Origin of the sequence: Massilia sp. WG5 (assembly GCF_001412595.2) — a bacterium.
GTDB lineage: Bacteria > Pseudomonadota > Gammaproteobacteria > Burkholderiales > Burkholderiaceae_D > Telluria.
The window spans coordinates 4857728-4881873 of the sequence record NZ_CP012640.2 but is presented as its reverse complement, the minus strand read 5'-3'; the positions used below and the strand labels follow the sequence as shown (position 1 = coordinate 4881873).

Below are 24146 nucleotides of genomic sequence, written 5' to 3'. Positions count from 1 at the left end.
AGCGCCCATGCACATCAACGCGGATTTCTCGCAGCCCGTCATCGTCACGCCCGACCAGTACCGCTGGGTCGCCTCGCCCCAGGGCGGCGTCGAACGGATGATGCTGGACCGGATCGGCGAGGAGCAGGCGCGCGCGACCAGCATCGTGCGCTACGCGCCGGATTCGCGCTTCCCGCGCCATGCGCATCCGGACGGCGAAGAGATCCTGGTCCTGTCCGGCACCTTTTCCGACGAATACGGTGACTTCCCGGCGGGCTGGTATCTGCGCAACCCGCCGGATTCCTCGCACCAGCCGTCCAGCGAGGAAGGCGCGCTGATCTTCGTCAAGCTGCGCCAGATGGCGCAGGGAGAGGACCGGACCGTGCGGATCGACACCCGCGATCCCGCTTCCTGGCAGCGCCGCGGCGAGCGCATGGTGTGTCCGCTGTTTTCGAGCCCTGCCGAGCAGGTCTGCCTGCAGCGCCTGTCCCCGGGCCAGGCCGTCCCGGACGGGGCTGCGGACGGCGCCGAACTGCTGGTGCTGGACGGCGGGATCGCCGCCGGCGAGCGTGCTTGCGGGCGCGGCGCCTGGATCCGGCTGCCGCCCGGAGACGGTCCGGACCTACGCGCCGGTCCGCAGGGCGCGACCGTCTATCTGAAGACCGGGCACCTCAGCGCGCAGACCGCACAAAGTCCGTCACGTCCGCGCTGAAGCGCTGCGGCGCGTCCAGGTAGGGAAAATGGCCGGCGCCGGCATACTCGACCAGCTTCGCCTTCGGCAGCGCCTGGCCCAGGGCGCGCTGGGCCGGCAGGCCGATCGCATGATCTTCGGCGCCGGCCAGCACCAGGACCGGCATCGTCAGGCGCTCGAAGCGGCCGAAGCGGTAAGACAGGAAACCATTGTTCCACAGGGTCCCGCCCAGCTCGCCGGTATTGCGCAGGCCGCTCTTCGCATCGACGGCGCGCTGTTCCGCGACCCGCTTCATGTCCGGGAACATGGTCTCGTCGTTGACGCGTTCGCGGATCTCGTCGGGCACGGCATTGAAAGCGAAGAAGCATTCGTCGGGGGTTTCCTTGCGCTCGACGGCGGCGGCGCGCGCCTTCGCCAGCTCGGCCGGGTAGCGCTGCGCGAGGAAGGCGACGCGCGCCGCACAGGCATCCGGGATACTCGAGGCGGCGCTGACCAGCACCAGCTTCGCCACGTGCTGCGGATAGGCGGCGGCATACTCGAGCGCCAGCGCGCCGCCGAAGGAATGGCCCATCAGCGCCAGCTTCGGCACCCCGAGCTGCCTGCGCAGCGCTTCGATGTCCTCGACCATGAGCGGCAGCGAGTAGTCGCCGGTCCACGGACGCTCGGAACGACCGCTGCCGCGCTGGTCCAGGTAGATCATCTGCAGCTTGCCTTCCAGCGCCTTGCCGGCCTGGGCCTCGAAGCTGTAGCTGTTGTAGCCCGGCCCGCCATGCAGGAACAGCAGCGGCGGCGTGCCGGCGGGCGCCTGCCCGGCGACCTTGTACCAGAGGCGCACGCCGTTGACCACGGCCTGGTGCTCGCCGGGCTGCAGGGAAGCCGCACGGGCGGCGGGAAGGCAGGCGCCGGCCATCAGGGCCGCTGCCAGGATCAGGCTGGAACGCATCATCTCTCGGGTCTCTTTGTTGTTGTAATTACGTAATTATAGAGAGGATCAGCATGCCGGCGAAGCCCCCCTGCTGTCCGGACTGTCCGCACTGTCCGTTAATGAACGTACGGAGGAATCCGGCCGAAGGGCCTACGCTCGTCCTTCGACTGTCCCAACATCGGAGGAAATCATGGGTTTCGATTTAGGCAACCTGCTGCAGCAATACCTGGGCGGCGCCAACGCCAACCATGCACAGGCGGAGGACGACTTCGACCGGGTGGCGCAACAGGCGCCGCGTGAAGAGGTGGCGCGTGGCGTGACCCAGGCGCTGCGCTCGGACCAGACCCCGCCGTTCCCGCAGATGGCAGCCAATCTGTTCGGCAACAGCAACCCGGACCAGCGCGCCGGCATGCTCAACCAGCTGATCGCCAGCCTCGGCCCGCAACTGCTGTCCTCGGTGGCCGGCGGCGCCCTCGGCAACATCCTCGGCGGCGGCCAGAACCGCGTGACGCCGGAACAGGCATCGCAGGTGTCGCCCGACCAGGTGCGCGAGATCGCCGCCCACGCGGAACAGCAGAACCCGGGCGTCGTCGACCAGATGGGCAATTTCTATTCGCAGCATCCGACCCTGGTGAAAGCCCTGGGCGGCGCCGCGCTCGCGATCGCGCTGGGCCATATGGCGCAGGGCATGCAACGTAACAACTAACAAGGAGAACGATATGGGTATCCTCGGCGACATTTTCCACAAGATCTTCCCAGGCCATCATCCGGCCAATACGCAAGCGCAGGCCACGCCCGCGCCGCAAGCCCCGGCCCAGGCGCCGGCTGCTGCCCCACAGGCGCCGGCGCCCTCCGCCGGGACGACGGGCACGGCCGGCGCCGCCGCCGCTCCCGCCGCCACCCTGAACCAGCAGGTCGACGTCGAAGAGGTCCTGACGAACATGCAGAAGCAGTCGGGCCAGCAGCTGAACTGGCGCACCTCGATCGTCGACCTGCTGAAGCTGCTGAACCTGGACAGCAGCCTGCAGGCGCGCAAGGACCTGGCGGCCGAGCTGCACTACACCGGCGACACCAACGATTCGGCCAGCATGAACATCTGGCTGCACAAGCAGGTGATGACCAAGCTGGCCCAGAACGGCGGCAAGGTGCCGGCCGACCTGCAGGATTGAGCGGCGCCCGGGCGCTAGGGGGCGCGTCGCCACGCCGGGATGGCAACGGCACGCCCCGCATGAAGCAATTTTGTTAAGATCGAGACATCGGCCCGCCGCACAAAGTGATGATGCTTTCGACAAACCAACAATCCAGCACCAAGGACCTATCCGAACAATCCAGGAAAGTGCTGTCCATCCGCGACGAAGTTTTTGCAGAATGGGAAAAACGTGTCCGCAGCCTGATTCCGGGTGCGGATGAGGTCAGCCATCCGGTCCTGCTCGATACCCTACCCTTGTTCTACGGGAATATCGCGGAAGCGCTGAGCCCGGGATTCGACAGGGAAAACGCGGCCAGCGATTCGACCGCCGCCACCGGCCATGGCAGCGAACGCGCGCGCACGACGGAATACAAGGCCGTCGAAATCGTCTACGAATACCAGTTGCTGCGCGACGCCCTGCTGCACGTCGCCGGGCGCCACGGCATCCGCTTCACGGCCGAGGAAGCCGGCATCATCGGCTCGTCCTTCGACCAGGCGATCCGCGACGCCATCGAAGAATTCACCGCCCTGCAGCGGGCCTTCCGCCAACGCGTCGCCGCCTCGCTCACGCACGATATGCGCAGTCCCCTGTCGGTGATCGTTTCGGGGGCGGAACTGCTGCTGGCGACCGATCCGGGCAAGTCGACAAAGATCCTCCAGAAGATCCTGGAAAACGGCCTGCGCCTGGAACAGATGATCCAGGAACAGCTCGACGCCATCAGCAAGCCGGCGGCGCAGAGCCCGCCCCTGGCCATGGTGTCGCTGGACGCCTTGCAGCTGGCGCGCGAAGTCGCCGAGCACGTGAACGACACGACGCCGGCCCATTGCGAAGCCGGCGGCGAGTCCGTGGTCGGCTGGTGGGACGAAAGCGCGCTGCGGCGCGCCCTCGAGAACCTGGCCTCGAACGCGGCCAAGTACGGCGACGGACAGCAGGTCCGCCTGAACGTGGCCCAGACCCACGGCCGCGTGATCCTATCGGTCCACAACTGCGGCAATCCGATCCCGGACGAGCAGCGCAAGAACATCTTCGAATACCTGAACCGCGGCCAGCACACCGACAAGATCGGCTGGGGCATCGGCCTGCCCTTCGTTCAGGAAGTCGCGAAGCGCCACGGCGGCACCGTGGTGCTCGACAGCTCGGCCCAGTCCGGCACTACCTTTACCATCGACATCCCGATCGACGGGCGCGCATTCAATCCGCCAAGCTGACGTTGGCAGGCGTGCCGCAGGAGAAGCAGAAGCGCATCAGCGCGTTCTTGCGCACCGAGCAGGCCGGACAGCGGTCGAACAGGCAGAAGCCGCAGTGCGGGCAATGGGACAGGGTCGCGTCCTGGTAGTTGGTGCCGCGCTCGCAGGACGGACACACGCCCTTGCCGATGCGCGCCAGCACGAGGTCGTAGCGCATCCCGGTCTTGCGCTGCGGTTCCGGCAGCGTCTCGATGGTTTTCTGGCGCGCCAGGTAAGCCTGCAGCCACAGGATCGCCCAGCGTCCGCACAGCACCGTCAGCACGATGCCGACCACGTAGCGCACATAGCCGCCGTAGCTGGGCAGGTAGGGCAGCAGCTCGAAGAAGAAGGCGACCAGCGCAAAGAGGATGAAACCCCAGGCGAAGGGCCAGTAGGCGCCGTTACGCTTGTACTTGAACAAGCAGCCCGCGCCTGCCAGCAGCGGCAGGGTCAGCGCCAGCCGGTACAGGAACACGTGCAGTTCGGCGCGGCGCGCGGCCTCCTCGGCCTGGCCCTGCGCCGGCACCAGCAGCGCCGCATGATCCCGCTGCGCCTTCTGCGCGGCCTGGTCGGCATCCAGCCGGGCCTGCTGCTGCGCCTCCACCGCGGCCAGCGCGGCGCGTTCTTCGCGCGCCAGGCCGTCGAGCGCGCGGGTACGCGCGACCAGCTCGGCATCCTGCTCGGGACGCACGGTGGCCTGGCGGGTCGCGATCCAGTTGTCGAAACTTGCGCGCGCGCTGCGCGTGTTGGCCTGGGCCGCCTCGTGCCGGTGCCGGGCCTGTTCGAGCGCCTCGTCGGCCTCCTGCGCCGCCTTGCTGGCGCGCGCCATCTCGGCGCGGTATTGCGCGGCGGCGTCCGGATCGATCATGGCCAGTGCAGTCGGCGCCGGATCGAGTCCGCCGAGGCTGTCGATCACCTTTCCGCCGAGACCGATCAAGAAACCGGCGAAGATGAGCGCGACCAGCCACAGCGCGCGGTGCATCCAGGTTTCGGTCAAGCGCACACCCTTGTTCATGGCAGGATCTCCTTTGCCTTGATGGCGACCAATGCAGATTGCCATCGGCGGAGAATGTGTGCCAGGACAAAGCCGGGCCGACCGCCCGGCGCTACCGGGGGTAGCGGATCGCGCTACCGCCTGGCGCCCGGAAGCGGATCAGAAGTAACTGAGACCCAGCGCCTTGCGCACCTCGTCCATCGTCTGGGCCGCCACTTCGCGCGCCTTGCCGGTGCCTTCCTTCAGGATCTGCAGGACCTGGCCGCGGTCCTTGGCGAATTCCTCGCGGCGCGCGCGGATCGGCGCCAGCATCTCCTGCAGGATGCCTTCCAGGCGCTTCTTGACGACCGAGTCGCCCAGGCCGCCGCGCACGTAGTGGGCCTTCATCTCGGCCAGGCCTTCCTTGTCGGTGTCGAAGGCGTCGAGGTAGATGAAGGCGACGTTGCCTTCCAGGTGGCCGGGATCGGACACCTTCAGGTGCAGCGGGTCGGTGTAGACCTGCTTGACGGCGGCGCGGATCTCGTCGGCGCTGGCGCCCAGGTTGATGGTGTTGCCCAGCGACTTGCTCATCTTGGCGCGGCCGTCGATGCCCGGCAGGCGGCCCACTTTCGGCACGATCGCCTTGCACTCGACCAGGATGTCCTTGTCCCCGCCGTAGGTGCGGTTGAACTTGCGCACGATCTCGTTGCACTGCTCGATCATCGGGATCTGGTCGTCGCCGACCGGCACGATGCCGGCCTTGAAGGCGGTGATGTCGGCGGCCTGGCTGGCGGGATAGGTCAGGAAGCCGGCCGGGATGTCGCGCTCAAAGCCGCGCTGCACGATTTCCGCCTTCACCGTCGGGTTGCGCTCCAGGCGCGCGACCGTCACCAGGTTCAGGTAATAGAAGGTCAGCTCGGCCAGTTCCGGGATCTGCGACTGGATCAGGATGGTCGACTTGGCCGGATCAATCCCTACGGCAAGGTAATCGAGCGCCACCTCGATGACGTTCCGGTGTACCTTACCTATGTCATCCATGTTGTCGGTGAGCGCCTGGGCGTCCGCGAGCATGATGAACTGGCGATATTGATCCTGATAAGTTACCCGATTGCGCAGGCTACCGACGAAGTGGCCGAGGTGCAGCGGTCCGGTAGGACGGTCGCCGGTCAGGATGACGGCGTTGGCAGGCGAAGCGGTACTGACGGGGGTTTGCAGGCTCATGGGATTCCTTTTTTATCCTTGCCCCGATCCTGCCGCGCCAACAAAAACGCCGCCTGAATCGAGGCGGCGCTTAGTGATTCACATTCAACTCTCCGGCCGCGCGCTGCTAGCGGCGCCACCAGGAAACGAGGATGAAATGTGTATTCGAAAAATTCATGGATGGCATGGTTGCAGGTTGCCGCATCGCTGTCAACCGCGAACACACGCCGATGCTCCCCGACATATGGACTGGCAGGGACCGCCATGAATTTTTTGTTGTCATAAAATTAATAGATTGGTGAATTATGGATTCTACGAAGAGCACGAACAGCCAACACCGACCACTTGAACTCTGGGGCGGTCTCGAATGCACCGTCAATCGCGTCCGCGATGACTATTTCCACCAGCTCGATCGCAACGGCCACGCGACCCGCCCGGCCGACATCGACCGTTTTGCTTCGCTCGGCATCCGCGCGATCCGCTACCCCGTGATCTGGGAGCGCACCGCCCCGGACGGCATCGAGCGCGCCGACTGGACCTGGTCCGACGAGCGCCTGAACGCCCTGCGCGAGGCCGGCGTCACCCCGATCGCCGGCCTGATCCACCACGGCAGCGGTCCGCGCCACACCAGCCTGGTCGATCCGGCCTTTGCCGACCAGCTGGCCGAGTATGCCGGCGCCGTGGCCGCCCGCTACCCCTGGCTCGAGTACTACACGCCGGTCAACGAACCCTGCACCACGGCCCGCTTCGCCGGCCTGTACGGCGTCTGGTATCCGCATGGACGCGACGACCGCACCTTCATCCAGGCCCTGCTGAACCAGTGCCGCGCGGTGGTGCTGTCGATGCGCGCGATCCGCGCCGTCAACCCGGACGCCAAGCTGGTGCAGACGGACGACCTCGGCAAGACCTACAGCACGCCGGAACTGGCCCATGTCGCCGAGTTCTACAACGAGCGCCGCTGGCTGGCCTGGGACCTGCTGTGCGGCATGGTCGGCCCCGAGCACCCGCTGTGGAGCTACCTGACCGGCACCGGCATCGCCGACGACGAGTTCCTGTGGTTCCGCGACAACCCCTGCCCGCCCGACATCATCGGCGTCAACTACTACGTGACCAGCGAGCGCTGGCTCGATCACCGCCCGGACCGCTACCCGCCGCACCATCGCGGCACGGCCGACGGCATTCCCTGCGCCGACATCGAAGCCTCGCGCGCGCTGGCGACGCCGACCGCCGGCATCGCCCCGCTGCTGTCCGAAGTCTGGGAACGCTACCGCATTCCGCTGGCCGTCACCGAAGCCCACATCGACGCCAACCGCGAAGACCAGCTGCGCTGGCTGCTGGAGATCTGGGAAGCGGCCAAGGAAGTGCGCAGCAACGGGGTCGACCTGCGCGCGGTCACGGTGTGGTCGCTGCTCGGCTCCTTCGACTGGAACAGCCTGGTGACCCAGAACCGCGGCTACTACGAGCCCGGCCCCTTCGACGTGCGTGCGCCCGAGCCGCGCCCGACCGCGCTGGCGCGCATGATGCGCGAGCTCTCGTCGGGCAGCCCGCTGTCGCATCCGGTGCTGCGCGGCCAGGGCTGGTGGCGCCGTCCGGGGCGCTTCCTGTGCCCGCCGGTGGCGACGCCCGCCGCCGTCACCTCGATCACGGCCGACGGCCACACCCTGGTCGGCACCGCCAGCCGCCCGATCCTGATCACGGGCGCCAGCGGCACCCTGGGCCGCGCCTTCGCCCACCTGTGCCGCAAGCGCCACCTGGCCTTCCGCCTGCTGTCGCGCCGGGAGATGGACATCACCGACGCCGACTCGGTCGAGCGCGCGCTGGCGCAGCACAAGCCCTGGGCGGTGATCAATACCGCCGGCTACGTGCGCGTGGACGAGGCCGAGAACGACGTCGAGCGCTGCATGCGCGAGAACGCGATCGGCCCGGCGATCCTGGCCGCCGCCTGCGCCCGCCACGGCGTCCACCTGACGACCTTCTCCAGCGACCTGGTGTTCGACGGCGCGCAGCACAGCCCGTATGTCGAGAGCAGCGCCGTCGCGCCGCTGAACGTGTACGGCCGCAGCAAGGCGGAAGCCGAGCAGCGCGTGCTGGACAAGCATCCCGGTGCGCTGGTAGTGCGCACCAGCGCCTTCTTCGGCCCCTGGGACAAGCACAACTTCGTGACGCTCGCCCTGCAGGCGCTCGAACGCGGCGAGGCGTTCACGGCGGCCAGCGACCTGAGGGTCTCGCCGACCTATGTGCCGGACCTGGTGCACGCCTGCCTCGACCTCGCCATCGACGGCGAGTCCGGCATCTGGCACCTGAACAACGCCGGCAGCGTGAGCTGGGCGGAGCTGGCGCGCAAGGCCGCCGAGGCAGCCGGCATCGACGCCAGCCGCCTGGAGGCGAAACCGGCAGCAGGCTGCGGCTTCACGGCGGCGCGCCCGGCTTGCGCGGCCCTGAGCAGCGAGCGCAGCATCCTGCTGCCGGCGCTGGACAACGCCCTGGCCCGCTACCTCGAGCTGCGCAAGCAGGGCGATCCGGAGATGGAAGAGCTGATCAAGTCGATGGAAACGCGCCAGCCGCTGGCCGGCGAACAGCGCCAGATGGAAGAAACGCCGGCGGAGGCCTTCCAGGTACAGCGCTTCTGATCAGTGCGCGGACAGCTGGCGGTCGCTGAGGTGCCGATCGCTGAGGTGCCGATCGATGAGCGGCGCCACCCGGCTCGCGAAAGCACAGGCGACATCGTGCCCGCCGCCCGGGATGACGTGCAATGCCGCCCGCGGCAGCACGGCCGCCAGGCGCCGGCCGGCCTTCACGGGGCTGATCGGGTCCGCGTCGCCCCACAGCAGCAGCGTCGGGATGCGCAGCGCAGAACACTTCGGCGTCAGGTCTTCCCGATGCCGGATGAACCAGTCCGGCAAGCCGGGATGCTCCGCCCGGACGGCCGGCCGCCAGTCTTCCGCATCGAGGTCGTCCATGCGCATCCCGCCCGATGTCGCCGACAGCACCAGGTGCGTGACCAGCTCCGGCTTGCGCAGCGCCGCCAGCATGGCGACCACCCCGCCCATCGACTGGGCGATCAGGGCGACGGGCCGGTCGATGGCGGTCACCAGCCTTTCGGCCAGGTCGTCGAGGTTCTGGATGGCCGGATCGGGCGGGATGCCGCCGAAGCCGGGCCAGGCGACATGCTCTTTCTGGGCCGGGCAGCTCAGCAGGTCGGCAGCGGGGCGCCAGAATTCCGTACGGCCGAGGGCGCCAGGGAGGAAAAGAAGTCGGGATGGGCTTTGCATCGATGGAATATAGCCGCCTTCAGAAGGTAGAACAGTTGAAGAAACCGCGATGGCCGAAGCAGGTCGTTGTCGTTGGCGAAGTCCGATAGCGCTCGATCGCGTTCTTGGTGTCCATGGAAAGGATACACGAGCGCCACTGTTCCGAGTCCCGCGTATTTCCCAAACGTTCGCATGCCGGGCCGTACACTGCGATCATGTCGTCCACTTCGCGCTCTTGCTGCGCCGCCCGCTCCGCTTGCGTTGTACAGCCGCCCACGAGCAGGACCAGCGTTAATGCCATTGTCGTACGCATGTTGAACCTCCATCCCAGCTGCCGGCGCGCCGCCAATGGCGCTACCGAGAACAATAAATGTTCCCTAGTTAATGCCGGTTCAATGGGACAAGGTTCTATGGGAAGCGTCCTGCTGCTCGGTCGGCTGAGAATAGCCGCTTGTCACGATGAGAAAGTCAGCAGTGTTACGAACGGCTGCAACTGACCGAAGCGGCAGTAGGCACGGCTGTGCGAGCGTCTTAATTGTTGAGCCTGTAGATTCGCTCGATCTCTTCAGGGGACAGCTTCAACAAGTTTCGTTCAATGACCTCAGGTGTGACAGAAAGCGGGAAGTACATGGTGATAATTTGGCCCCCTTGTCGTTCTTTTCTCCCTAGAAACTCATACTGCAAATCGCATTCATCGCCAAGAAAGTCGTCAAGGAAGTCAAAAAGCTCGTAGTCTTCAACAACGACAATGCACCGGTTTTCGTCGTCTAGCCCAACGCTGATGTAGGGGAGAATCTGCTTCACGATTTGCATTCCAGGTAGAAAAGGGACTCGCGCTCAGGTCTGCTTTTGGCCGAACCCGGCCGACCATGAACGCTCAGACCCAACAAGAATCTACATGCCACTACTGGCCCACACAAATAACTTTAGTTTCATACTGGTGGGCATTTTCTTTTTTCTTTGCGGCCCACGTGACCACTTCCTGAGCTTCAGCGGCGGTCATGACAGTTGCTTTCTCTTTATTTTTAATAAATGACACGCCTTCGAACTTCCCTTCCTTGCTGCGCATGACTCTGGCAAAGACGGGCGCCGTCTTGCCATCGCCAGTTCGCTTGTTTTGCTGGACGAGGTAACGCTGGTCGATTGTTTCCATGGTAAAACTCCATATTTGTAGAGCAAACCAGCATTCTACGGCGCGTGAAGCGCCATCAGGAAAACATGGTGGGAGCAATGATCATTCTTGCCTGGATGGCGCCGGTTGCTGAACGTCAGGACTCGACTCGCAGCAGACGTTCATGTGTTCGGGTCTTGCTCGCCAATTCGGGTCTTGCTCGCCAAACCTCGTAATCAGCGATCTGCACGCATCGGCACCGGCAGTAGCGGCCCAGTGTTCAGCCTCTTCAATCTCCGGCTCAAGCCGGGCTAAGGCATCTTGATCCCAGTGCTCTCGAACGGCACCAAGCGGTAACGCATCGGTTTCTGAGTCGATAGCAACGAAAATCATAAAGTCTGCGTCGTCGGCAGCTGCATCAGCTTCATAACGCAGAGCAGCCAGGCGTCGTGAACCGATCAGAAAGCTCAACTGTCCGTCGAGCATCGCCTGTGCTGTTGAAACGACCTGTAGGCGTACTGACCGAGCATATTCCTCATGAGTAGCGTATTGAGTCACTCGAGTCACGATCGTTGTTCAGGTTAGCCGCACAGTATGTCGGCAACGGTTTAGGTCGAACGTCTGCTCTTCTGGCCGTAAACAAGCTGCCGAACTAGTTCAATTTCGACTGCGGTGCATTAACCGCATACCACCGACGCACGTTTCGCCTGCCGTTCTCGACTGATGGCTGCGGTCGACGCGAACCACAGGCCCAGGGCTGCCGCGATGCCGGCAATGCCGCCGCCCGCCGGCGCGGCCACCAGGAAGCCGATGGCAGCGGACAGCAGCAGGAATGCGCCGAGCAAATAAAAAGCGCGAAACGATGCAGCGTGGGCGATCGGGAGGAAATGCAGGCCGACGACAAGCGCAATGGCTGGCAGCAGCAGGTCGGGACGATGCATGTTGGTGACGATGTTCGATGCGAGAAAGATGCCGATTCCCTCACCAATGCTGCTCCACATCAGCGCCTTTTTGGTTCGCTCGGAAAGGACGATGCCATTGCCCTGAAGGCCCATTGCATGGATGGCGGCCGCCCCGATGGTCAGGAAGACGATGAAAGGCAAAGCCAGCATGGTGGCCCCGAGCTGCCACTGCAATCGCATTGTCAGCGCAGCGAACACCGCACCGAAGAAGGCCATGATCACCGCGCCGCGAGCACCCATTTCGTTTCCTTTCCAAAGCCGTAGTCGAGTTTATCCTGCCCAGAATACAGCAACGCAACCCGGTCAAAATACGTGGATTATCACGCCCATCATCCACGCCAAACCGCGCGTGGATCGCCTGGTAGGCGAGCGGAAGCACGAACGTATGCTCTTGGCGGGCTGCTGACTTACCTAAGCGAGTGCCACCGATCCGATCAGGAAAACATGTTCGGGGCCCTATTCTTATCGACTGCTCGATGCCATTTTCTTCGCCCTCGCCGCAACGATAGCGGCTGCAGAGGCCTTAGCCCATTCAAGCTGTTCTTGCGACAGCTTTGCAGCAAGCAAGTCGACGATATCCTTGTAGGCGATGGCATAGGCTAATGACCGGCCCGGGTTGGAAGCGCTCCGATCAAAACAGCCCTCAGGGTGCGCGCCGGTAGTGCATGGCGACCGTGCCATTGTGGAGCGGCTGCGCGGAGATCAACGCGAGCCGTCGCGTGCCGGGCAGTCCGCTCCCGTACAGGGTCGGGCCGTGGCCGGCAAGCCTGGGGTGGACGAGAAACCGGTACTCGTCAATCAAATCCAGCCGCTCCAATGCGGTCGCCAGTTTGCCGCTGCCGAGCAGCACGCCGTTCGGGGTTGCGTCCTTGAGCTTTTGGACGCCCGAGCGTAAATCGCCGGCGATGTGGTGGCTGTTGGTCCATGGGAAGTCCGTTCGTGTCGACGACACCACGTACTTTGGCTTGGCCTCCAGCTTGACGGCCCACTCCCGCATTGCCGGCGGCGCGTCCACGGCGCCGCAGGCGACCGCTGGCCAGTAACGCTCCATCATTTCGTAAGTAAGGCGGCCCCATAGCATCGCCCCGGCTTCGTCCATGAGGTGGGTAAAGAAGGCGTGGGTCTCGTCGTCGGCGATGCCCACTTCATGGTCGATACAGCCGTCCAAGCTGACGTTGATACTGAAAGTCAGGAGTCCCATAACACCTTTCGCCTCGTCTATGCCATGAATATGCCATGCGCCGCTGGCGGAAGGCTCAGTCCTTGCGCAGCACGATATGCGTCGCGGCTTGCGTCGGCACATGCTCGACACAGCGGAAACCCAGGGCCCGAAGGTCGAGGCCCGTGAACAGGTTTTCGCCGGATCCCAGCAGCACCGGTGCGATCGCCAGATGCATCTCGTCGACCAGGCCGGCCTGCAGGTATTCGCGCACGGTTGCGACGCCGCCGCCCAGGCGCATGTCCTTGCCCTTGGCGGCGTGGTGCGCTTGCTCGTACGCGGACTCGATGCCGTCGGTGACGAAATGGAAGGTCGTGCCGCCCTTCATCTCCAATGGCGGACGGGGATGGTGGGTCAACACGAAGACCGGAACGTGGTACGGGGGCTCATCGCCCCACCAGCCTTTCCACTCGTCGTCCAGCCATGCCCCGCGAACCGGGCCAAACATGTTCCTGCCCAGGATCCAGGCCCCGACGTTCTCGAAGCCGCGGGCGGCAAAGTCGTCGTCCGGACCATCCTCGCCTTTTCCTTCGTTGCCTATCATTCGCTGGAAAGTACGGGTGCCGCGAAACCACTGGTGCAGCCCGCCGCCGCCCTCCCCCATGGGATTCTCCAGGCTCTGGTTCGGACCCGCGCCAAAGCCATCGAGCGACACGGCAAAGCTTCTTACTTTTAATTCGGACATTCTATCTCCTTGATTATTGAGGGACATCCAGCTTTCGAAGCCCGACGATACAGAAACCATGCCCGAACGGGTCGCTGCAGAAGGCGACAGGCGGATAGCCGGGCACGCGGTGCACCTGTTCGGATATCGCGCCGGCGGCCAGGGCTTTGGCGAGCGTTGCCTCGAAATCCTCGACACGAAAATCGATATGCACCGGTGTCCAGTGCCGCTCGTATCTGCGCACCTCGCTGCTTCCTTTCGCAGGATGGGTTCCCGCCGGCTTGGCGAGGAGGCCGAGCGTCGATTCGCCGGCGTTGAGCATCGCATAGCCGGGATGGGGCCGGGAGGTTTCGACAAAGCCAAAAACGTCGCCGAAAAACTTCAGGCCTTCTTCAATGGACGGCACGTCGATCGAGACGGTGACTTTCATATCGTTTTCAATTTCTCGCCTGGTTGCCGGGTTGGTTCAACAAAGAGCGCGGTCGCGCATACGTAAAATACACTACCAGGCCAAGCGCCAGCCAGGCCAGGAATGCAGCCCAGGTGGTCTTGCTCAGGAAGGCCATCAGCACGGCGCAGAATACGATCGCGAGCACCGGCACCAGAGGCACGCCAGGACAGCGGAAGGCGCGGTGCAGGTCGGGGCGCTTTTTGCGCAGCACGATGACGGCCACCGATACCAGGCAGAATGCCGCAAGCGTCCCCATGTTGACCAGTTCGCCGAGTACGCCAAGCGGTACGACTGCGCTCAACAAACCGAAAATGATCCCGACGATCCAGGTGGCGAAGAAAGGCGTGCCGAATCGCGGGTGGATCTCGGACAGCTTATGCGGCAGCAAGCCGTCGCGCGACATGGCGAACAGGATGCGGGTCTGGCCGTAGGCCATCACCAGGATCACGGTCGTCATGCCGAGGATGGCGCCGAGGTCCACGAAGGCCGCGAACCAGGTCTCGTTCGCGTATTGCAGCGCCAGCGATACCGGGTGGTCGATACCGAGGAATTTTGCGTAAGGAACGATGCCGGTCATGATGGCGGTCACGACGATATACATGATCGTGCACGTCGCCAGCGTGCCGATGAGGCCAATCGGGAGGTCCCGCTCGGGACGCTTCACCTCCTCGGCGGCCGAGGTGACCGAGTCGAAGCCGATGAAGGCAAAAAACATGAGTGCGGCGGCGCTCAGGGTGCCGCCCGCACCATGGGGCATGAAGGGATGCCAGTTCGACGGCTGGACATGGCGGGCGCCAACGGCAATGAACAGCAGGACGACGCCCAGTTTGATGATCACCATGATGTTGTTCACGCGCGCAGATTCCCGCACTCCCAGCGACAGCATCGCCGTGAGCACCATCATGATGCAGAAGGCAGGCAGGTTGAACCAGGTCTGCAGCCCCGGCACCGCCCCGGGCGCGCCGCGCAGCGCTTCCGGCAAGGACCAGCCGAAGCTCGTCATGAGGGACTGGAAATAGCCGGACCAACCCACCGCCACCGCGGACGTTGCCAGGCCGTATTCGAGCAACAGGTCCCAGCCGATGATCCAGGCGACCAGTTCGCCCATCGTGACATAGCTGTAGGTATAGATCGATCCCGCCACCGGGACGGTGGAGGCGAACTCCGCATAGCACAGGGCCGCCAGTCCGCAACAGATGCCGGCGATGACGAAGGACAGCGTCAGTGCGGGCCCGGCCGTGACGGCGCCGGTTCCCGTCAGGACGAAGATGCCGGTCCCGATCACCGCGCCGATCCCCATCAGTATCAGGTCGAATGGACCCAGCACCTTCTTCAGGCCTCCCGGCTTGCGGCTCGTGGCCATCAAATGGTCGAGGTTCTTAGTTCTGAATAAGCTCATGTGCGCTCGCTGGCGAAGTGGGAAATGCGTTGGAATGCCGCGTCATGGCAAGGGCATGCCCGGTCGCCAATTGCGGGACAGTTCTTGTGCCTCCTGGATTTGCCGCCCGCTCATCCGCAGCGCCAGGTCGTCGCGCTGCTCGGCGGCGTTGCGCTGGCCGCTGGCGGCGGCAAGATTCCACAGCATGTAAGCGATGACCGCATCTTCCGGCACCCCGGCGACATGGTAGCGATACATGAGGCCAAGAGCGTACTGGGCATCCGGCTGGCCATGCCCGGCGGCCTTGCGGAACCACGACACCGCCAGCTTCTCGTCCCGGGGCACGGCATTGCCTGTGTAGTACATCGCAGCGATCACGTACTCGGCGGCAGGCAAGCCCTGGAGCGCCGCCTTGTGGTGCCATTCGAAGGCCAGCTTGACATCGCGCTGCACGCCGCGGCCCATGTAGTACATCAGGCCCAGCAAATGCTCCGCCTCCGCGTTGCCGGCTGAGGCAAGCGGCGTGATTTCCTTCAGGGTCAAGGCGTAATCGTGGTCGCGATAGGCCCGCGCACCTTCGGCGAAACCCGCGTTCGCGGCCCCATGCAGGCCAAGCCCAAGCAATATTGCTGCAATCTGCGTTTTCATAGTCCTGTCGGATGATGGGGTAAGCCGGTGAGTGGCTCGATTCCTTATCGACGAACGAGGAAACGGATTTCGACATGCCATGAAAAATCAGGTACGCCTCAGCGCAGCAAGGACCTGCTCGTCGGCGCCAGCATCAGCAGCTCGGGCGGCCGCGCGAGGGACTTGCGCAACCGAGCGAACCATTCGCCGCGCCAGCGCGCATCCTGGCCCAGGCTGCCGAGATAGCTGTCGTAGGCGGCGCGGTCGGGAAAGCCGGCGAACCAGACGAATACGTTGACATCTTCCCGCACCGGCAGACGCTCGAAGGTGTTGACGCTCTTTTCCGACACCAGTCGCGCCAGCACCCGGGCGCCATGGCGCTCGAACATCGGCATGAGATCGCGGTCGAAGAAGCGCGTGAAGTCAGGCGTGACCTGGTCCTTGAAATAGTAGATCTGGGCGACGATGAAACTGTCGGGCGCCCTGGCGTCGAGGGCTGGCCGCCGGCCCGGGTCGTAGCCGAAACCCGCGCCTGGCGCGGCCGGCCGCAACAGCAGGACATTGTCGTTGTCATACAGCGTGGCATTCGCGGCATCGCGGTTGGCGCCCCACAAGGCGCCGTAATAGAAGTCGCCGAGGGCCTTCCTGCGCGCCTCCATTCCCGTGAAACCGCGCACCCACGTGAAGTGGTCCGGATCGTTCACGTCGCGGAACTGGCCGACCACCTTGATGCCGACCGCCTCCTGCGACTCGATGAAGCGCTCTTCGAACAGGTGGATCAGCGTGTCGCGGGTGCCGGGATAGGTGACGTATTGGCGCAGCTCGAGCACCGGGCAGCATGCGGACGCCGGCGGCGCTGCCGCGGCATTCGGCGCTTGTGCCGCCAGCATGGCGGATAGTGCCAGGACTCGGCGACCAGGTTTCATTTTCATGTCTGCTCCAGGTGGTATTGGCAGACTATAATCAGCGTACTGGCACCACGTAAGAGCCAGCCGATGCTCATTTGATAGGACTACATGTGGACTATCGTCTGCTGATCGCCGATTTCGAGCGCCACCATGACGTCAGTGGCTGGCCGCGCCAGCGCACGGTCCATGCCAGCCTCCGCGCGGCCATCCTCGGTGGACGCCTGGCGGCCGGCCACCGCCTGCTGTCCACGAGGGCCTTGGCGCGCGAGCTGGGGATCGCCCGCAACACGGTCCTGTACGCCTATGAACAACTGATGGCGGAAGGCTTCCTGTTCACGTCCAGGGGCGGCACGGTGGTGGCGCAGGTGGCTGTCGCCGCGCCCAATGACAGCAGCGCCGACCGGCGGTCGTCGATCCTGTCCCGCCGCGCGCAGGCCCTGAGCGGCATGGCGCTGCCCGGCGTGCTGGCCAGCGCCTTCGCCCTCGGCGTGCCGGCGCTGGACGCCTTTCCGATGGCGGCCTGGCGCCGCGCGCTGGACCGCGCCTGGCGCGATACCGGTCCATTCGAGTTCGATTACTGCGACCCTGCCGGCCTGCCGGTCCTGCGCAAGGCGATCGCGGACTACCTGCAGGCTGCGCGCGGCGTGCGCTGCGACGCCGCGCAAGTCGTGGTCACGAATGGCACCCAGGCGAGCCTGGAGTTGTGCGTCCAGCTGTTCACCGATGCCGGCGACACGGCATGGATCGAGAATCCCGGCTACCTCGGGGCCTTGTCGGCGTTCCGCGGCGGCCAGTTGCGCACGGTGGGCATTGCGGTGGACGACGAGGGTATCGCCCCGAACGCCGACGACTGGCGACGCACCCCGCCCCGGCTCATCTATGCCTGCCCGTCGCACCAGTACCCGAGCGGCGGGGTGCTGGGCATGCGCCGCCGGCTTGCGCTCCTGGACAGTGCGGTCCGCGCCGGCGCCCTGATCATCGAAGACGATTACGACAGCGAGTTCAGGCACGACGGCCCGCCGCTGCCGGCAATGCAAGGCCTCATCCCATCCGCGCCGGTGATTTATCTCGGGACCTTCAGCAAGACCATGTTCCCGGCCATGCGCACCGGATTCATGGTGCTGCCGCCCGGCCTGGCCGAGGCCGCGCGTCCGGCGCTGGCCCGCCTGCCCATGCATGGGCGTGTCCCGGAACAGCGCGCGCTGGCGGCCTTCCTGGGCGATGGGCAGTTCGTACAGCACCTGCGCCGGATGCGGCGCCTGTACCGCGAGCGGCGCGATGCCCTGGTCGATGCGCTGGGCCGGCACTTCGGCGACGCGGCGACCGTCCACGGCGCGGGCACGGGCATGCACTTGTCGCTCCGGTTTGCCGATCCGGACTGGCGCGACGACCGGATCAGCGACGCTGCCCATGCTGCCGGCATCGCCGTGCATTGCATGACCAGGCATGAAACCGGCTTGCGAAAGACCGGGTGGAATGGTCTTCTGCTTGGCTACAGCCAGGTGCCGGCCGAGAGCATCGACGGCGCCGTCAAACGACTCTCGGAAATCGCATACCGACGCTGAAGCTGGAAGCGGTTCACAAGCCGCTGCCTTCGACTGCCCGGTTCAGCGCCCGACGACCATCGCCAGCACGGCAGGCAAGGCTTGTTCCGGTCACGCCGATGCACGTTATACAATCGTCCGGATTGTCTTCCATGAAAGGCCGTATCCCGTGCAAGAGCAACACCCCTTCCCCTTTCTGCGCGAAATCCTGCTGTTCCTCAGCCTCGCCGGGATCCTGATTCCGACCTTGCAGCGCCTGCGCATCAACCAGGTGCTGGGCTTCCTGGCGGTCGGCACGCTGTTCGGGCCCTTCGGCCTGGGGCGCATGGCGCGGGACGTGCCGATACTGGCCTGGCTGACCTTCCCCAACAACGAAGACGTCGCCATGCTGGCCGAACTCGGGGTGCTGTTCCTGATGTTCATGATCGGCCTGGAGCTGTCGGCGGCACGCCTGTGGGCGATGCGGCGCTGGGTGTTCGGCGCCGGCTCGGCGTCGGTGGCGCTGTGCGCGCTGCTGATCGGCGGCGCGGTGTTCCTGCTGCTGGGGCAGTCGATGGCGGCGTCGATGGTGCTGGGCCTGGTGCTGTCGCTGTCTTCCACCGCGGTCGTGATGCAGCTCCTGAGCGAGCGCCAGACCACCGGCACGCCGCTGGGCCAGGCGGCGTTCGCGGTGCTGATGCTGCAAGACCTGGCCGTGGTGCCGATCCTGATCCTGATCGGCGCCCTGGGTGGGAACGGAAGCGGCGGCGGCGGGAACGTGGCCCTCATCGCGCTGCTGGCGATGGGCAAGGCGGCGCTGGCGATCGCCCTGATCTACCTGGTCGGCGGACGCGTGGTCCATCCGCTGTTCCGCGCCTTCGCCCGGCACCGCCAGCCGGACGTGTTCATGGCCCTGATCCTGCTGTCGACCTTCGGCATCGCCAGCCTGTCGCAAATGGCCGGATTGTCGATGGCGCTGGGCGCCCTGATCGCCGGCCTGCTGCTGGCCGAGACCGAGTTCAAGCATGAGGTCGAGCTGATGGTCGAGCCCTTCAAGGGCCTGCTGATGGGCCTGTTCTTCATGACGGTCGGGATGGGCATGGACCCGCTGCAGATCGTCCACGCGCCGCTGTGGCTGGCCTGCGCGGTCGCCCTGCTGGTGCTGCTCAAGGCGCTCGTGATCGCGCCGGTGCTGCGCCTGGGCGGCCTGCCCTGGGGTCGCGCCGTCGAGGGCGCGCTGCTGCTGGGCCAGGGCGGCGAATTCGCCTTCATCGTGATCGGCTATGCGGTCGGCTCGAAGCTGCTCGATCCTGGCCTGGGCGGACGCGTCATGCTGGCGGTCGGCCTGTCGCTGTTCCTGACGCCGCTGCTGGCGCGGATCGGGCGCACGATCGGCGAGCGTGCCGAAAGCCAGGCGCGCGAACAGGAAACGCAGCAGGCGCAGGCCGAGCTCGAAGACGCGCGCGGACGCGTGATCATCGCCGGCTTCGGCCGCGTCGGCCAGCAACTGGCCAAGCTGCTCGCAAGCCAGGGCATCCCCTACGTCGCCTTCGAGAACGACGCCAAGCTGGTGTCGAAGCTGCATGCCGAGGGTATCCCCGTTTACTTCGGCAATGCCTCGCGCCCGGAGCTGCTGCGCCGCGTGCACGCCGACGAGGCCCCCGTCATCGTGCTGACCATGGACCACCCGTCCTCGGCCCTGCAGGCGGTGCGCGGGATCCGGCGCGAGTTCCCGCACGCGCGCCTGTTCGCGCGCTCGCGCGACGAGAAGCATGCGCGCGCCCTGAAGCTGGCCGGCGCCAGCGTGGTGGTGCCGGAGACGCTGGAGGCCAGCCTGCAGTTGTCGGCCTTCGTGCTGGAATCGATGGGCCTGGACGAGCGCCTGGTCGACAACATCGTCGACCGCGAGCGCGACCAGTTTGCGCAGGCGCTGACGGCGCCGGGCGTCAGCCCGTAGTTTGCTGGATATAATCCGGTCGATAACAAACATCCATGGAGACAAGATGGCATCACTGAGTCATATCCGCGTGCTCGACCTCTCGCGCGTGCTGGCCGGGCCCTGGTGCTCGCAGAACCTGGCCGACCTCGGCGCCGACGTGATCAAGATCGAGCGCCCCGACAGCGGCGACGATACCCGCGCCTGGGGTCCGCCCTACGCGCCGGATGCCGAGGGCAAGGCGACCGGCGAATCGGCCTATTACCTGTCGGCGAACCGCGGCAAGCGCTCGGTCACGGTCGATATCGCCAGCCCGGACGGCCAGGCGCTGCTGCGCGAACTGGCGCGCCACTGCGACGTCGTGCTGGAGAACTTCAAGGTTGGCCAGCTGAAACGCTACGGCCTGGATTACGAGTCCCTGAAGGCCGTCAAGCCGGACATCGTGTACTGCTCGATCACCGGCTTCGGCCAGGACGGCCCTTATGCGCACCGCGCCGGCTACGACTTCCTGATCCAGGGCATGGGCGGCCTGATGTCGGTCACGGGCGAACGCGACGAGCTGCCGGGCGGCGGCCCGCAGAAGGCCGGCGTGGCCCTGACCGACCTGATGACCGGGATGTACGCGAGCATCGCCGTGCTGGCCGCGCTGACCCACCGCGACCGTACGGGCGAAGGCCAGTACATCGACATGTCCCTGCTCGACACCCAGGTGGCGATGCTGGCGAACGTCGGCAGCAACTACCTGAACAGCGGCAAGCGGCCTAAACGCTGGGGCAATGCGCACGCCAACATCGTGCCCTACCAGACCTTCGCCTGCGCGGACGGCCACATCATCGTCGCCGCCGGCAACGACGGCCAGTACCGGAAATTCGTGGAAGCGGGCGGCCGTCCCGAGCTGGCGGAAGACGAGCGCTTCGCCACCAACCCGCTGCGCGTGAAGAACCGCGAGGTGCTGGTGCCGCTGCTGGCCGGGATGGTGCGGGAACGTGGACGCGACGAGTGGATCGCGATGCTGGAAGACGTGGGCGTGCCCTGCGGGCCGATCAACAACCTGGACGAGGTGTTCGCGAACGAGCAGGTCAAGGCGCGCGGCATCGAGATCGCCCTGCCCCACCCGACCGCCGGCGAGGTGAAGCTGGTGCGCAGCCCGATGCGGATGTCGGCGACGCCGGCCACGAGCGACAAGGCGCCGCCGCTGCTCGGCCAGCATACCGACGAGGTGCTGGCCGAGATCCTGGGCAAGAGCAGCGAAGAAATCGCCGCCTTGAAAGTAAAGAAGATCCTTTAGCGTATCGAGGGTCTCGGAAACCGTAGCGAGCGGCCGCAGTGGCGGTCGAGAAGCGCAGCATCGCAGACCGCCACTGCAACGCGCAGTAGGTTTACGAGGCCCTTATCAGTGTAGCTGGTGCTTCAGGTTGGAGAGTTCGGCGTGGACCTTGGTCACCGCCGTTTCCAGCTCCGGCGACATGCTCGAAGCCGAGCGGCTGATGCGCTTGGCTTCGTCGCCCATCGACTCCAGGTTGTCGACGCATTCGACCATGCGCTGCTGGTCGCTCGACTGCATGACCTGCTGGGCCTGCTGGGATTCGCGGGCCATCTTCTCGATACAGTTCTTCAGGTCGTCCGGCGCGTCATGCGAACGGCAGGCCTGCTCGGCCTGTTGAATGGTTTGCTGGATGTGGGAAAAGCGCTGCTGGATTTCGCGTGCTTGCAACATGACGTACTCCTTGCAGTTGTTGGAACAGGACCTGCATGGTAGCCCTGATGACCGGGCCATGGCGCACGAACGGGACGGCTGAGTTGGCAAACCCGGCCATGAAATATGACGGATTTGTGTATTTATAGACTCTACGGCGCTGTTTTCAAAGAAAAAATTTACCGAATTCAGGCATCTTCGCAAAGGGACGAAAAACAAGCGCGCGGCAGCGCCATACCGTTGTCATCGCAAGGCATTTCAGCTGTCGTCCGACTGCGAGCGACGGGCGCACGGTTACAATATCGGTGTCATTACGAAATATAAGCCGTTCACCCAGCAAGATGAAGATATTGGAAACAGCGCCGGCAAGGCATCTTGGAAAAGTCGGCATCACACTGTTTGCTTTCCTTGGCCTCAACTGGATCAATGAACTGGTATTTTCCCAGATCGACCAGAGCGTCGGGATCACCTGGGTGTTTATTCCGGCCGGTATCCGCCTGCTTTCAACGATGTTTTTCGGGCTCGCCGGTTTCGAAGGCCTGCTCCTGGCAGGCATCTATCTCAACAACTTCCACTTCGCGTTCCATAGCGACTTTCGCATATGGAGCGGAGCCTTGTCGGGCTCACTGGGGCCGTATCTCGCATCCCTGCTGGTCAAGCACTGGTTCGTCCTGGAGCCGCGGCTCAAGGGCCTGACCGCACACCGGCTGCTCTTCACCGGCGTGCTGTGCGGGTTCATGAGTCCTGTCTTTCACCACACGTTCCTGTGGGTGTTGACCGGGCGTGTGGACTGGACTGGACTGACGGCGATGATCGTTGGCGACACGACCGGCATTCTCATCGTCTTGTCGCTGGCAAAGGGCATTATTTCGCTTGCCGACCGCTACGGCCCTGCCGAGCAGCTGATCCGTCGCTGGACTTCCCGGGACAGCACCGAAACGCAGTAAGACAGGTCCGCGCCCGGCCGCATGCTGCCGTTGCGCAGCAATCGCATCATCCCCTCCTTAAAGCCGGTGGCCCGTGAAAAATCGAGGGCGGACAGGGTTCGAGTGTCTTTTTAACAACATATTGCGAACCGTGCAGAGGTGTTGCACATATGTTTGATAGACTGTGTCTAGCTGGAAATCGGATTGTGCCCTTGTGTGGCAGTGGCGTGATTTCCGTTTGATACCAGCAGCAGAGCACCTGACGACAGGAGGGCTTCATCATGCTACGGTGGGTTGCAAACTTGATTTCTCATAACGCTCCTACGCCTGAGAAACACGCAAAACGGTCGCTCAACGACCTGCGCATGGAGTTGTATCAGTCCGAGCAACATCTAATGGAAATGCAGTTACGTGCAGATTACTACCGGGCTCGTATCGCTTTCCTGGAAGAAGTGACAAAGAAGGGAATCGAGCAGGTATCTGACCAGCGCAAACGCCAACAGGAAGCTTCTCAGGCACTGCGGTCCGGACTCAAGCTCACGGCAGCGCAATAGCGCCGAATCCGCAGCAAGACGAAGCCACGCGGCAGACCGGCATTCACGAATACCTGGTACGATCTGCCTCGGCTTTGATCTTCCTGTTTGCGCTAGGGCTGTCGGAGAAGAGGTCGCGCAAGAGCGGCTTCGCTTACGACAGCGCGCCATCTTCGTTGTCATCGTGTGGCCTCCTCTCACTGCTGGCAGCGCTCCCGAGCAGGGCCTTTGAGCGACGCCGCCCTCGACGCTCGTGTACCATCTTTGGAATCGACTTGCCCATCGATGCAATGAGCGCTGCGTCGATGACAGTCGGATCGCGCTGAGCGAGACGCTGTCTCGTAGTCTGTCCTGCGTGGCCCGCCCCATTATTTATCTCCCCTACGACGTACTGGTAGCGCTTTTTCGTCCGCGCGTCCAACGCCGCCACGCCGATGCGCTGATTGATACCGCGACCATCCAGAGCAAGACCGCAAGACCAAGTCGTGGCCACAGGAGCTCATCCATACCTATCGCTATCGAAAGAAGGTCTCTGGCCACTGAGCCGACTGGCGAGGTAGCCTGACTATCGGCAAGGAATGGAATCGGGAACCCATACGCGAGTACCGAGCAATAGCTTGGCGTGCCCAGATTGCCGCAAACAACAGCATCGTGGTGGAAAATTTTGGCACGACCGCGCCGGTGCTGCATGTCGATCCGACCACCGGAACGATCACGCTGGCGACGGCTGCCACCGTCGCAGTGGTGGGCACCCCTGTCCCGGTGCACGGTTAAAAC

At 64.6% G+C, this 24146-nt stretch carries 28 protein-coding genes; 11 read left to right on the top strand and 17 right to left on the bottom strand.

Annotated features, from left to right (window positions below; translation table 11 throughout):
- Positions 1 to 7 precede the first annotated feature (7 nt).
- Positions 8 to 691 (top strand): cupin domain-containing protein, encoded by a 684-nt coding sequence (locus AM586_RS21820; RefSeq protein WP_047827099.1) that lies wholly within the window; start codon positions 8 to 10, stop codon positions 689 to 691.
- Here AM586_RS21820 and AM586_RS21815 read toward each other — a convergent pair.
- On the bottom strand, positions 651 to 1616 hold the full coding sequence (locus tag AM586_RS21815) for an alpha/beta fold hydrolase (RefSeq protein ID WP_052234524.1): 966 nt from the start codon (positions 1614 to 1616) through the stop codon (positions 651 to 653). The genes AM586_RS21820 and AM586_RS21815 overlap by 41 nt on opposite strands.
- Positions 1617 to 1785: 169 nt before the next feature.
- Between AM586_RS21815 and AM586_RS21810 the strand changes: the two genes are divergently transcribed.
- The 3 genes from AM586_RS21810 to AM586_RS21800 all read left to right on the top strand — a co-directional run bounded on the left by AM586_RS21810 (position 1786) and on the right by AM586_RS21800 (position 3993).
- Positions 1786 to 2301: a hypothetical protein gene (locus tag AM586_RS21810; RefSeq protein ID WP_052234525.1), complete on the top strand. Its 516-nt coding sequence runs from the start codon at positions 1786 to 1788 to the stop codon at positions 2299 to 2301.
- A gap of 13 nt (positions 2302 to 2314) precedes the next feature.
- On the top strand, positions 2315 to 2764 hold the full coding sequence (locus AM586_RS21805; protein WP_047827100.1) for a DUF3597 domain-containing protein: 450 nt from the start codon (positions 2315 to 2317) through the stop codon (positions 2762 to 2764).
- Positions 2765 to 2871: 107 nt separating this feature from the next.
- On the top strand, positions 2872 to 3993 hold the full coding sequence (locus AM586_RS21800; RefSeq protein ID WP_082439440.1) for a HAMP domain-containing sensor histidine kinase: 1122 nt from the start codon (positions 2872 to 2874) through the stop codon (positions 3991 to 3993).
- Here AM586_RS21800 and AM586_RS21795 read toward each other — a convergent pair.
- From AM586_RS21795 to AM586_RS28300, 3 genes are all read right to left on the bottom strand, one after another.
- Positions 3977 to 5026 (bottom strand): serine endopeptidase, encoded by a 1050-nt coding sequence (locus tag AM586_RS21795; RefSeq protein WP_047827102.1) that lies wholly within the window; start codon positions 5024 to 5026, stop codon positions 3977 to 3979. The genes AM586_RS21800 and AM586_RS21795 overlap by 17 nt on opposite strands.
- 138 nt (positions 5027 to 5164) lie before the next feature.
- Entirely contained in the window at positions 5165 to 6205 is a 1041-nt protein-coding gene (gene trpS, locus AM586_RS21790) for a tryptophan--tRNA ligase (protein ID WP_047827103.1), read from the bottom strand.
- A complete protein-coding gene (locus AM586_RS28300; RefSeq protein WP_156328288.1) occupies positions 6202 to 6450 on the bottom strand; it encodes a hypothetical protein in 249 nt (82 codons plus the stop codon). The genes trpS and AM586_RS28300 overlap by 4 nt, the downstream gene beginning before the upstream one ends.
- Positions 6451 to 6489: 39 nt before the next feature.
- Here AM586_RS28300 and AM586_RS21785 point away from each other — a divergent pair, with 39 nt between their 5' ends.
- Complete coding sequence (locus tag AM586_RS21785; RefSeq protein ID WP_047827104.1) at positions 6490 to 8814, top strand: family 1 glycosylhydrolase; 2325 nt, start codon at positions 6490 to 6492, stop codon at positions 8812 to 8814.
- On the opposite strand, the gene AM586_RS21780 is transcribed toward AM586_RS21785, so the two are convergent.
- The 12 genes from AM586_RS21780 to AM586_RS21725 all read right to left on the bottom strand — a co-directional run bounded on the left by AM586_RS21780 (position 8815) and on the right by AM586_RS21725 (position 16779).
- Positions 8815 to 9456, bottom strand: a complete 642-nt coding sequence (locus tag AM586_RS21780; protein ID WP_047827105.1) for an alpha/beta fold hydrolase — start codon at positions 9454 to 9456, stop codon at positions 8815 to 8817. It abuts the gene before it with no gap.
- A gap of 19 nt (positions 9457 to 9475) precedes the next feature.
- Positions 9476 to 9748, bottom strand: coding sequence for a hypothetical protein (locus AM586_RS21775; RefSeq protein ID WP_047827106.1), 273 nt, complete (start codon positions 9746 to 9748; stop codon positions 9476 to 9478).
- A gap of 218 nt (positions 9749 to 9966) precedes the next feature.
- A complete protein-coding gene (locus tag AM586_RS21770) occupies positions 9967 to 10239 on the bottom strand; it encodes a hypothetical protein (RefSeq protein WP_162600571.1) in 273 nt (90 codons plus the stop codon).
- A 100-nt stretch (positions 10240 to 10339) separates the two neighbouring features.
- Complete coding sequence (locus tag AM586_RS21765; RefSeq protein ID WP_060566712.1) at positions 10340 to 10588, bottom strand: hypothetical protein; 249 nt, start codon at positions 10586 to 10588, stop codon at positions 10340 to 10342.
- A gap of 81 nt (positions 10589 to 10669) precedes the next feature.
- Positions 10670 to 11032 carry a DUF2489 domain-containing protein gene (locus AM586_RS21760; RefSeq protein WP_197416528.1) on the bottom strand — a complete coding sequence of 121 codons (363 nt, stop codon included), beginning with the start codon at positions 11030 to 11032 and terminating at the stop codon, positions 10670 to 10672.
- 191 nt (positions 11033 to 11223) lie between these two features.
- The gene (locus AM586_RS21755; protein ID WP_047827108.1) at positions 11224 to 11748 is read right to left on the bottom strand and encodes a hypothetical protein; all 525 of its coding nucleotides are present in this window, start codon (positions 11746 to 11748) and stop codon (positions 11224 to 11226) included.
- Between the two features lie 403 nt (positions 11749 to 12151).
- Positions 12152 to 12709, bottom strand: a complete 558-nt coding sequence (locus AM586_RS21750) for a dihydrofolate reductase family protein (protein WP_047827109.1) — start codon at positions 12707 to 12709, stop codon at positions 12152 to 12154.
- Between the two features lie 55 nt (positions 12710 to 12764).
- Complete coding sequence (locus tag AM586_RS21745; RefSeq protein WP_047827110.1) at positions 12765 to 13412, bottom strand: dihydrofolate reductase family protein; 648 nt, start codon at positions 13410 to 13412, stop codon at positions 12765 to 12767.
- A 13-nt stretch (positions 13413 to 13425) separates the two neighbouring features.
- Complete coding sequence (locus tag AM586_RS21740; protein ID WP_047827111.1) at positions 13426 to 13821, bottom strand: VOC family protein; 396 nt, start codon at positions 13819 to 13821, stop codon at positions 13426 to 13428.
- Between the two features lie 7 nt (positions 13822 to 13828).
- Complete coding sequence (locus AM586_RS21735) at positions 13829 to 15241, bottom strand: amino acid permease (RefSeq protein WP_047827112.1); 1413 nt, start codon at positions 15239 to 15241, stop codon at positions 13829 to 13831.
- 42 nt (positions 15242 to 15283) lie between these two features.
- A complete protein-coding gene (locus AM586_RS21730; RefSeq protein ID WP_047827113.1) occupies positions 15284 to 15868 on the bottom strand; it encodes a tetratricopeptide repeat protein in 585 nt (194 codons plus the stop codon).
- A gap of 98 nt (positions 15869 to 15966) precedes the next feature.
- Positions 15967 to 16779 carry an NIPSNAP family protein gene (locus tag AM586_RS21725; protein ID WP_082439439.1) on the bottom strand — a complete coding sequence of 271 codons (813 nt, stop codon included), beginning with the start codon at positions 16777 to 16779 and terminating at the stop codon, positions 15967 to 15969.
- A gap of 86 nt (positions 16780 to 16865) precedes the next feature.
- Between AM586_RS21725 and AM586_RS21720 the strand changes: the two genes are divergently transcribed.
- The 3 genes from AM586_RS21720 to AM586_RS21710 all read left to right on the top strand — a co-directional run bounded on the left by AM586_RS21720 (position 16866) and on the right by AM586_RS21710 (position 21502).
- On the top strand, positions 16866 to 18320 hold the full coding sequence (locus AM586_RS21720) for a PLP-dependent aminotransferase family protein (protein WP_047827115.1): 1455 nt from the start codon (positions 16866 to 16868) through the stop codon (positions 18318 to 18320).
- A 148-nt stretch (positions 18321 to 18468) separates the two neighbouring features.
- On the top strand, positions 18469 to 20235 hold the full coding sequence (locus AM586_RS21715; protein WP_047827116.1) for a cation:proton antiporter: 1767 nt from the start codon (positions 18469 to 18471) through the stop codon (positions 20233 to 20235).
- Between the two features lie 46 nt (positions 20236 to 20281).
- Positions 20282 to 21502 carry a CaiB/BaiF CoA-transferase family protein gene (locus AM586_RS21710; protein WP_047827117.1) on the top strand — a complete coding sequence of 407 codons (1221 nt, stop codon included), beginning with the start codon at positions 20282 to 20284 and terminating at the stop codon, positions 21500 to 21502.
- Between the two features lie 105 nt (positions 21503 to 21607).
- Here AM586_RS21710 and AM586_RS21705 read toward each other — a convergent pair whose 3' ends face one another.
- A complete protein-coding gene (locus AM586_RS21705) occupies positions 21608 to 21931 on the bottom strand; it encodes a hypothetical protein (protein WP_047827118.1) in 324 nt (107 codons plus the stop codon).
- 320 nt (positions 21932 to 22251) lie between these two features.
- Between AM586_RS21705 and AM586_RS21700 the strand changes: the two genes are divergently transcribed.
- The 3 genes from AM586_RS21700 (at position 22252) to AM586_RS29110 (ending at position 24143) form a co-directional block, all read left to right on the top strand.
- The gene (locus tag AM586_RS21700) at positions 22252 to 22857 is read left to right on the top strand and encodes a hypothetical protein (RefSeq protein ID WP_052234526.1); all 606 of its coding nucleotides are present in this window, start codon (positions 22252 to 22254) and stop codon (positions 22855 to 22857) included.
- Positions 22858 to 23117: 260 nt separating this feature from the next.
- On the top strand, positions 23118 to 23390 hold the full coding sequence (locus AM586_RS21695; protein WP_047827119.1) for a hypothetical protein: 273 nt from the start codon (positions 23118 to 23120) through the stop codon (positions 23388 to 23390).
- A gap of 630 nt (positions 23391 to 24020) precedes the next feature.
- The gene (locus tag AM586_RS29110) at positions 24021 to 24143 is read left to right on the top strand and encodes a hypothetical protein (protein ID WP_257791526.1); all 123 of its coding nucleotides are present in this window, start codon (positions 24021 to 24023) and stop codon (positions 24141 to 24143) included.
- Positions 24144 to 24146: the final 3 nt, after the last annotated feature.

What these genes read in the sequence shown, in the direction of transcription:
- AM586_RS21700 (WP_052234526.1), top strand. Translation starts at nt 22,252, where the DNA reads ATGAAGATATTGGAAACAGCGCCGGCAAGGCATCTTGGAAAAGTCGGC.
- AM586_RS21740 (WP_047827111.1), bottom strand. Translation starts at nt 13,821, where the DNA reads ATGAAAGTCACCGTCTCGATCGACGTGCCGTCCATTGAAGAAGGCCTG.
- AM586_RS21745 (WP_047827110.1), bottom strand. Translation starts at nt 13,412, where the DNA reads ATGTCCGAATTAAAAGTAAGAAGCTTTGCCGTGTCGCTCGATGGCTTT.
- AM586_RS21710 (WP_047827117.1), top strand. Translation starts at nt 20,282, where the DNA reads ATGGCATCACTGAGTCATATCCGCGTGCTCGACCTCTCGCGCGTGCTG.
- AM586_RS21815 (WP_052234524.1), bottom strand. Translation starts at nt 1,616, where the DNA reads ATGATGCGTTCCAGCCTGATCCTGGCAGCGGCCCTGATGGCCGGCGCC.
- AM586_RS21705 (WP_047827118.1), bottom strand. Translation starts at nt 21,931, where the DNA reads ATGTTGCAAGCACGCGAAATCCAGCAGCGCTTTTCCCACATCCAGCAA.
- AM586_RS21775 (WP_047827106.1), bottom strand. Translation starts at nt 9,748, where the DNA reads ATGCGTACGACAATGGCATTAACGCTGGTCCTGCTCGTGGGCGGCTGT.
- AM586_RS21785 (WP_047827104.1), top strand. Translation starts at nt 6,490, where the DNA reads ATGGATTCTACGAAGAGCACGAACAGCCAACACCGACCACTTGAACTC.
- trpS (WP_047827103.1), bottom strand. Translation starts at nt 6,205, where the DNA reads ATGAGCCTGCAAACCCCCGTCAGTACCGCTTCGCCTGCCAACGCCGTC.
- AM586_RS21795 (WP_047827102.1), bottom strand. Translation starts at nt 5,026, where the DNA reads ATGAACAAGGGTGTGCGCTTGACCGAAACCTGGATGCACCGCGCGCTG.
- AM586_RS21810 (WP_052234525.1), top strand. Translation starts at nt 1,786, where the DNA reads ATGGGTTTCGATTTAGGCAACCTGCTGCAGCAATACCTGGGCGGCGCC.
- AM586_RS21780 (WP_047827105.1), bottom strand. Translation starts at nt 9,456, where the DNA reads ATGCAAAGCCCATCCCGACTTCTTTTCCTCCCTGGCGCCCTCGGCCGT.
- AM586_RS21695 (WP_047827119.1), top strand. Translation starts at nt 23,118, where the DNA reads ATGCTACGGTGGGTTGCAAACTTGATTTCTCATAACGCTCCTACGCCT.
- AM586_RS21750 (WP_047827109.1), bottom strand. Translation starts at nt 12,709, where the DNA reads ATGGGACTCCTGACTTTCAGTATCAACGTCAGCTTGGACGGCTGTATC.
- AM586_RS21725 (WP_082439439.1), bottom strand. Translation starts at nt 16,779, where the DNA reads ATGAAAATGAAACCTGGTCGCCGAGTCCTGGCACTATCCGCCATGCTG.
- AM586_RS21800 (WP_082439440.1), top strand. Translation starts at nt 2,872, where the DNA reads ATGATGCTTTCGACAAACCAACAATCCAGCACCAAGGACCTATCCGAA.
- AM586_RS28300 (WP_156328288.1), bottom strand. Translation starts at nt 6,450, where the DNA reads ATGGCGGTCCCTGCCAGTCCATATGTCGGGGAGCATCGGCGTGTGTTC.
- AM586_RS21805 (WP_047827100.1), top strand. Translation starts at nt 2,315, where the DNA reads ATGGGTATCCTCGGCGACATTTTCCACAAGATCTTCCCAGGCCATCAT.
- AM586_RS21820 (WP_047827099.1), top strand. Translation starts at nt 8, where the DNA reads ATGCACATCAACGCGGATTTCTCGCAGCCCGTCATCGTCACGCCCGAC.
- AM586_RS21760 (WP_197416528.1), bottom strand. Translation starts at nt 11,032, where the DNA reads ATGCTCGACGGACAGTTGAGCTTTCTGATCGGTTCACGACGCCTGGCT.
- AM586_RS21765 (WP_060566712.1), bottom strand. Translation starts at nt 10,588, where the DNA reads ATGGAAACAATCGACCAGCGTTACCTCGTCCAGCAAAACAAGCGAACT.
- AM586_RS21730 (WP_047827113.1), bottom strand. Translation starts at nt 15,868, where the DNA reads ATGAAAACGCAGATTGCAGCAATATTGCTTGGGCTTGGCCTGCATGGG.
- AM586_RS21755 (WP_047827108.1), bottom strand. Translation starts at nt 11,748, where the DNA reads ATGGGTGCTCGCGGCGCGGTGATCATGGCCTTCTTCGGTGCGGTGTTC.
- AM586_RS21735 (WP_047827112.1), bottom strand. Translation starts at nt 15,241, where the DNA reads ATGAGCTTATTCAGAACTAAGAACCTCGACCATTTGATGGCCACGAGC.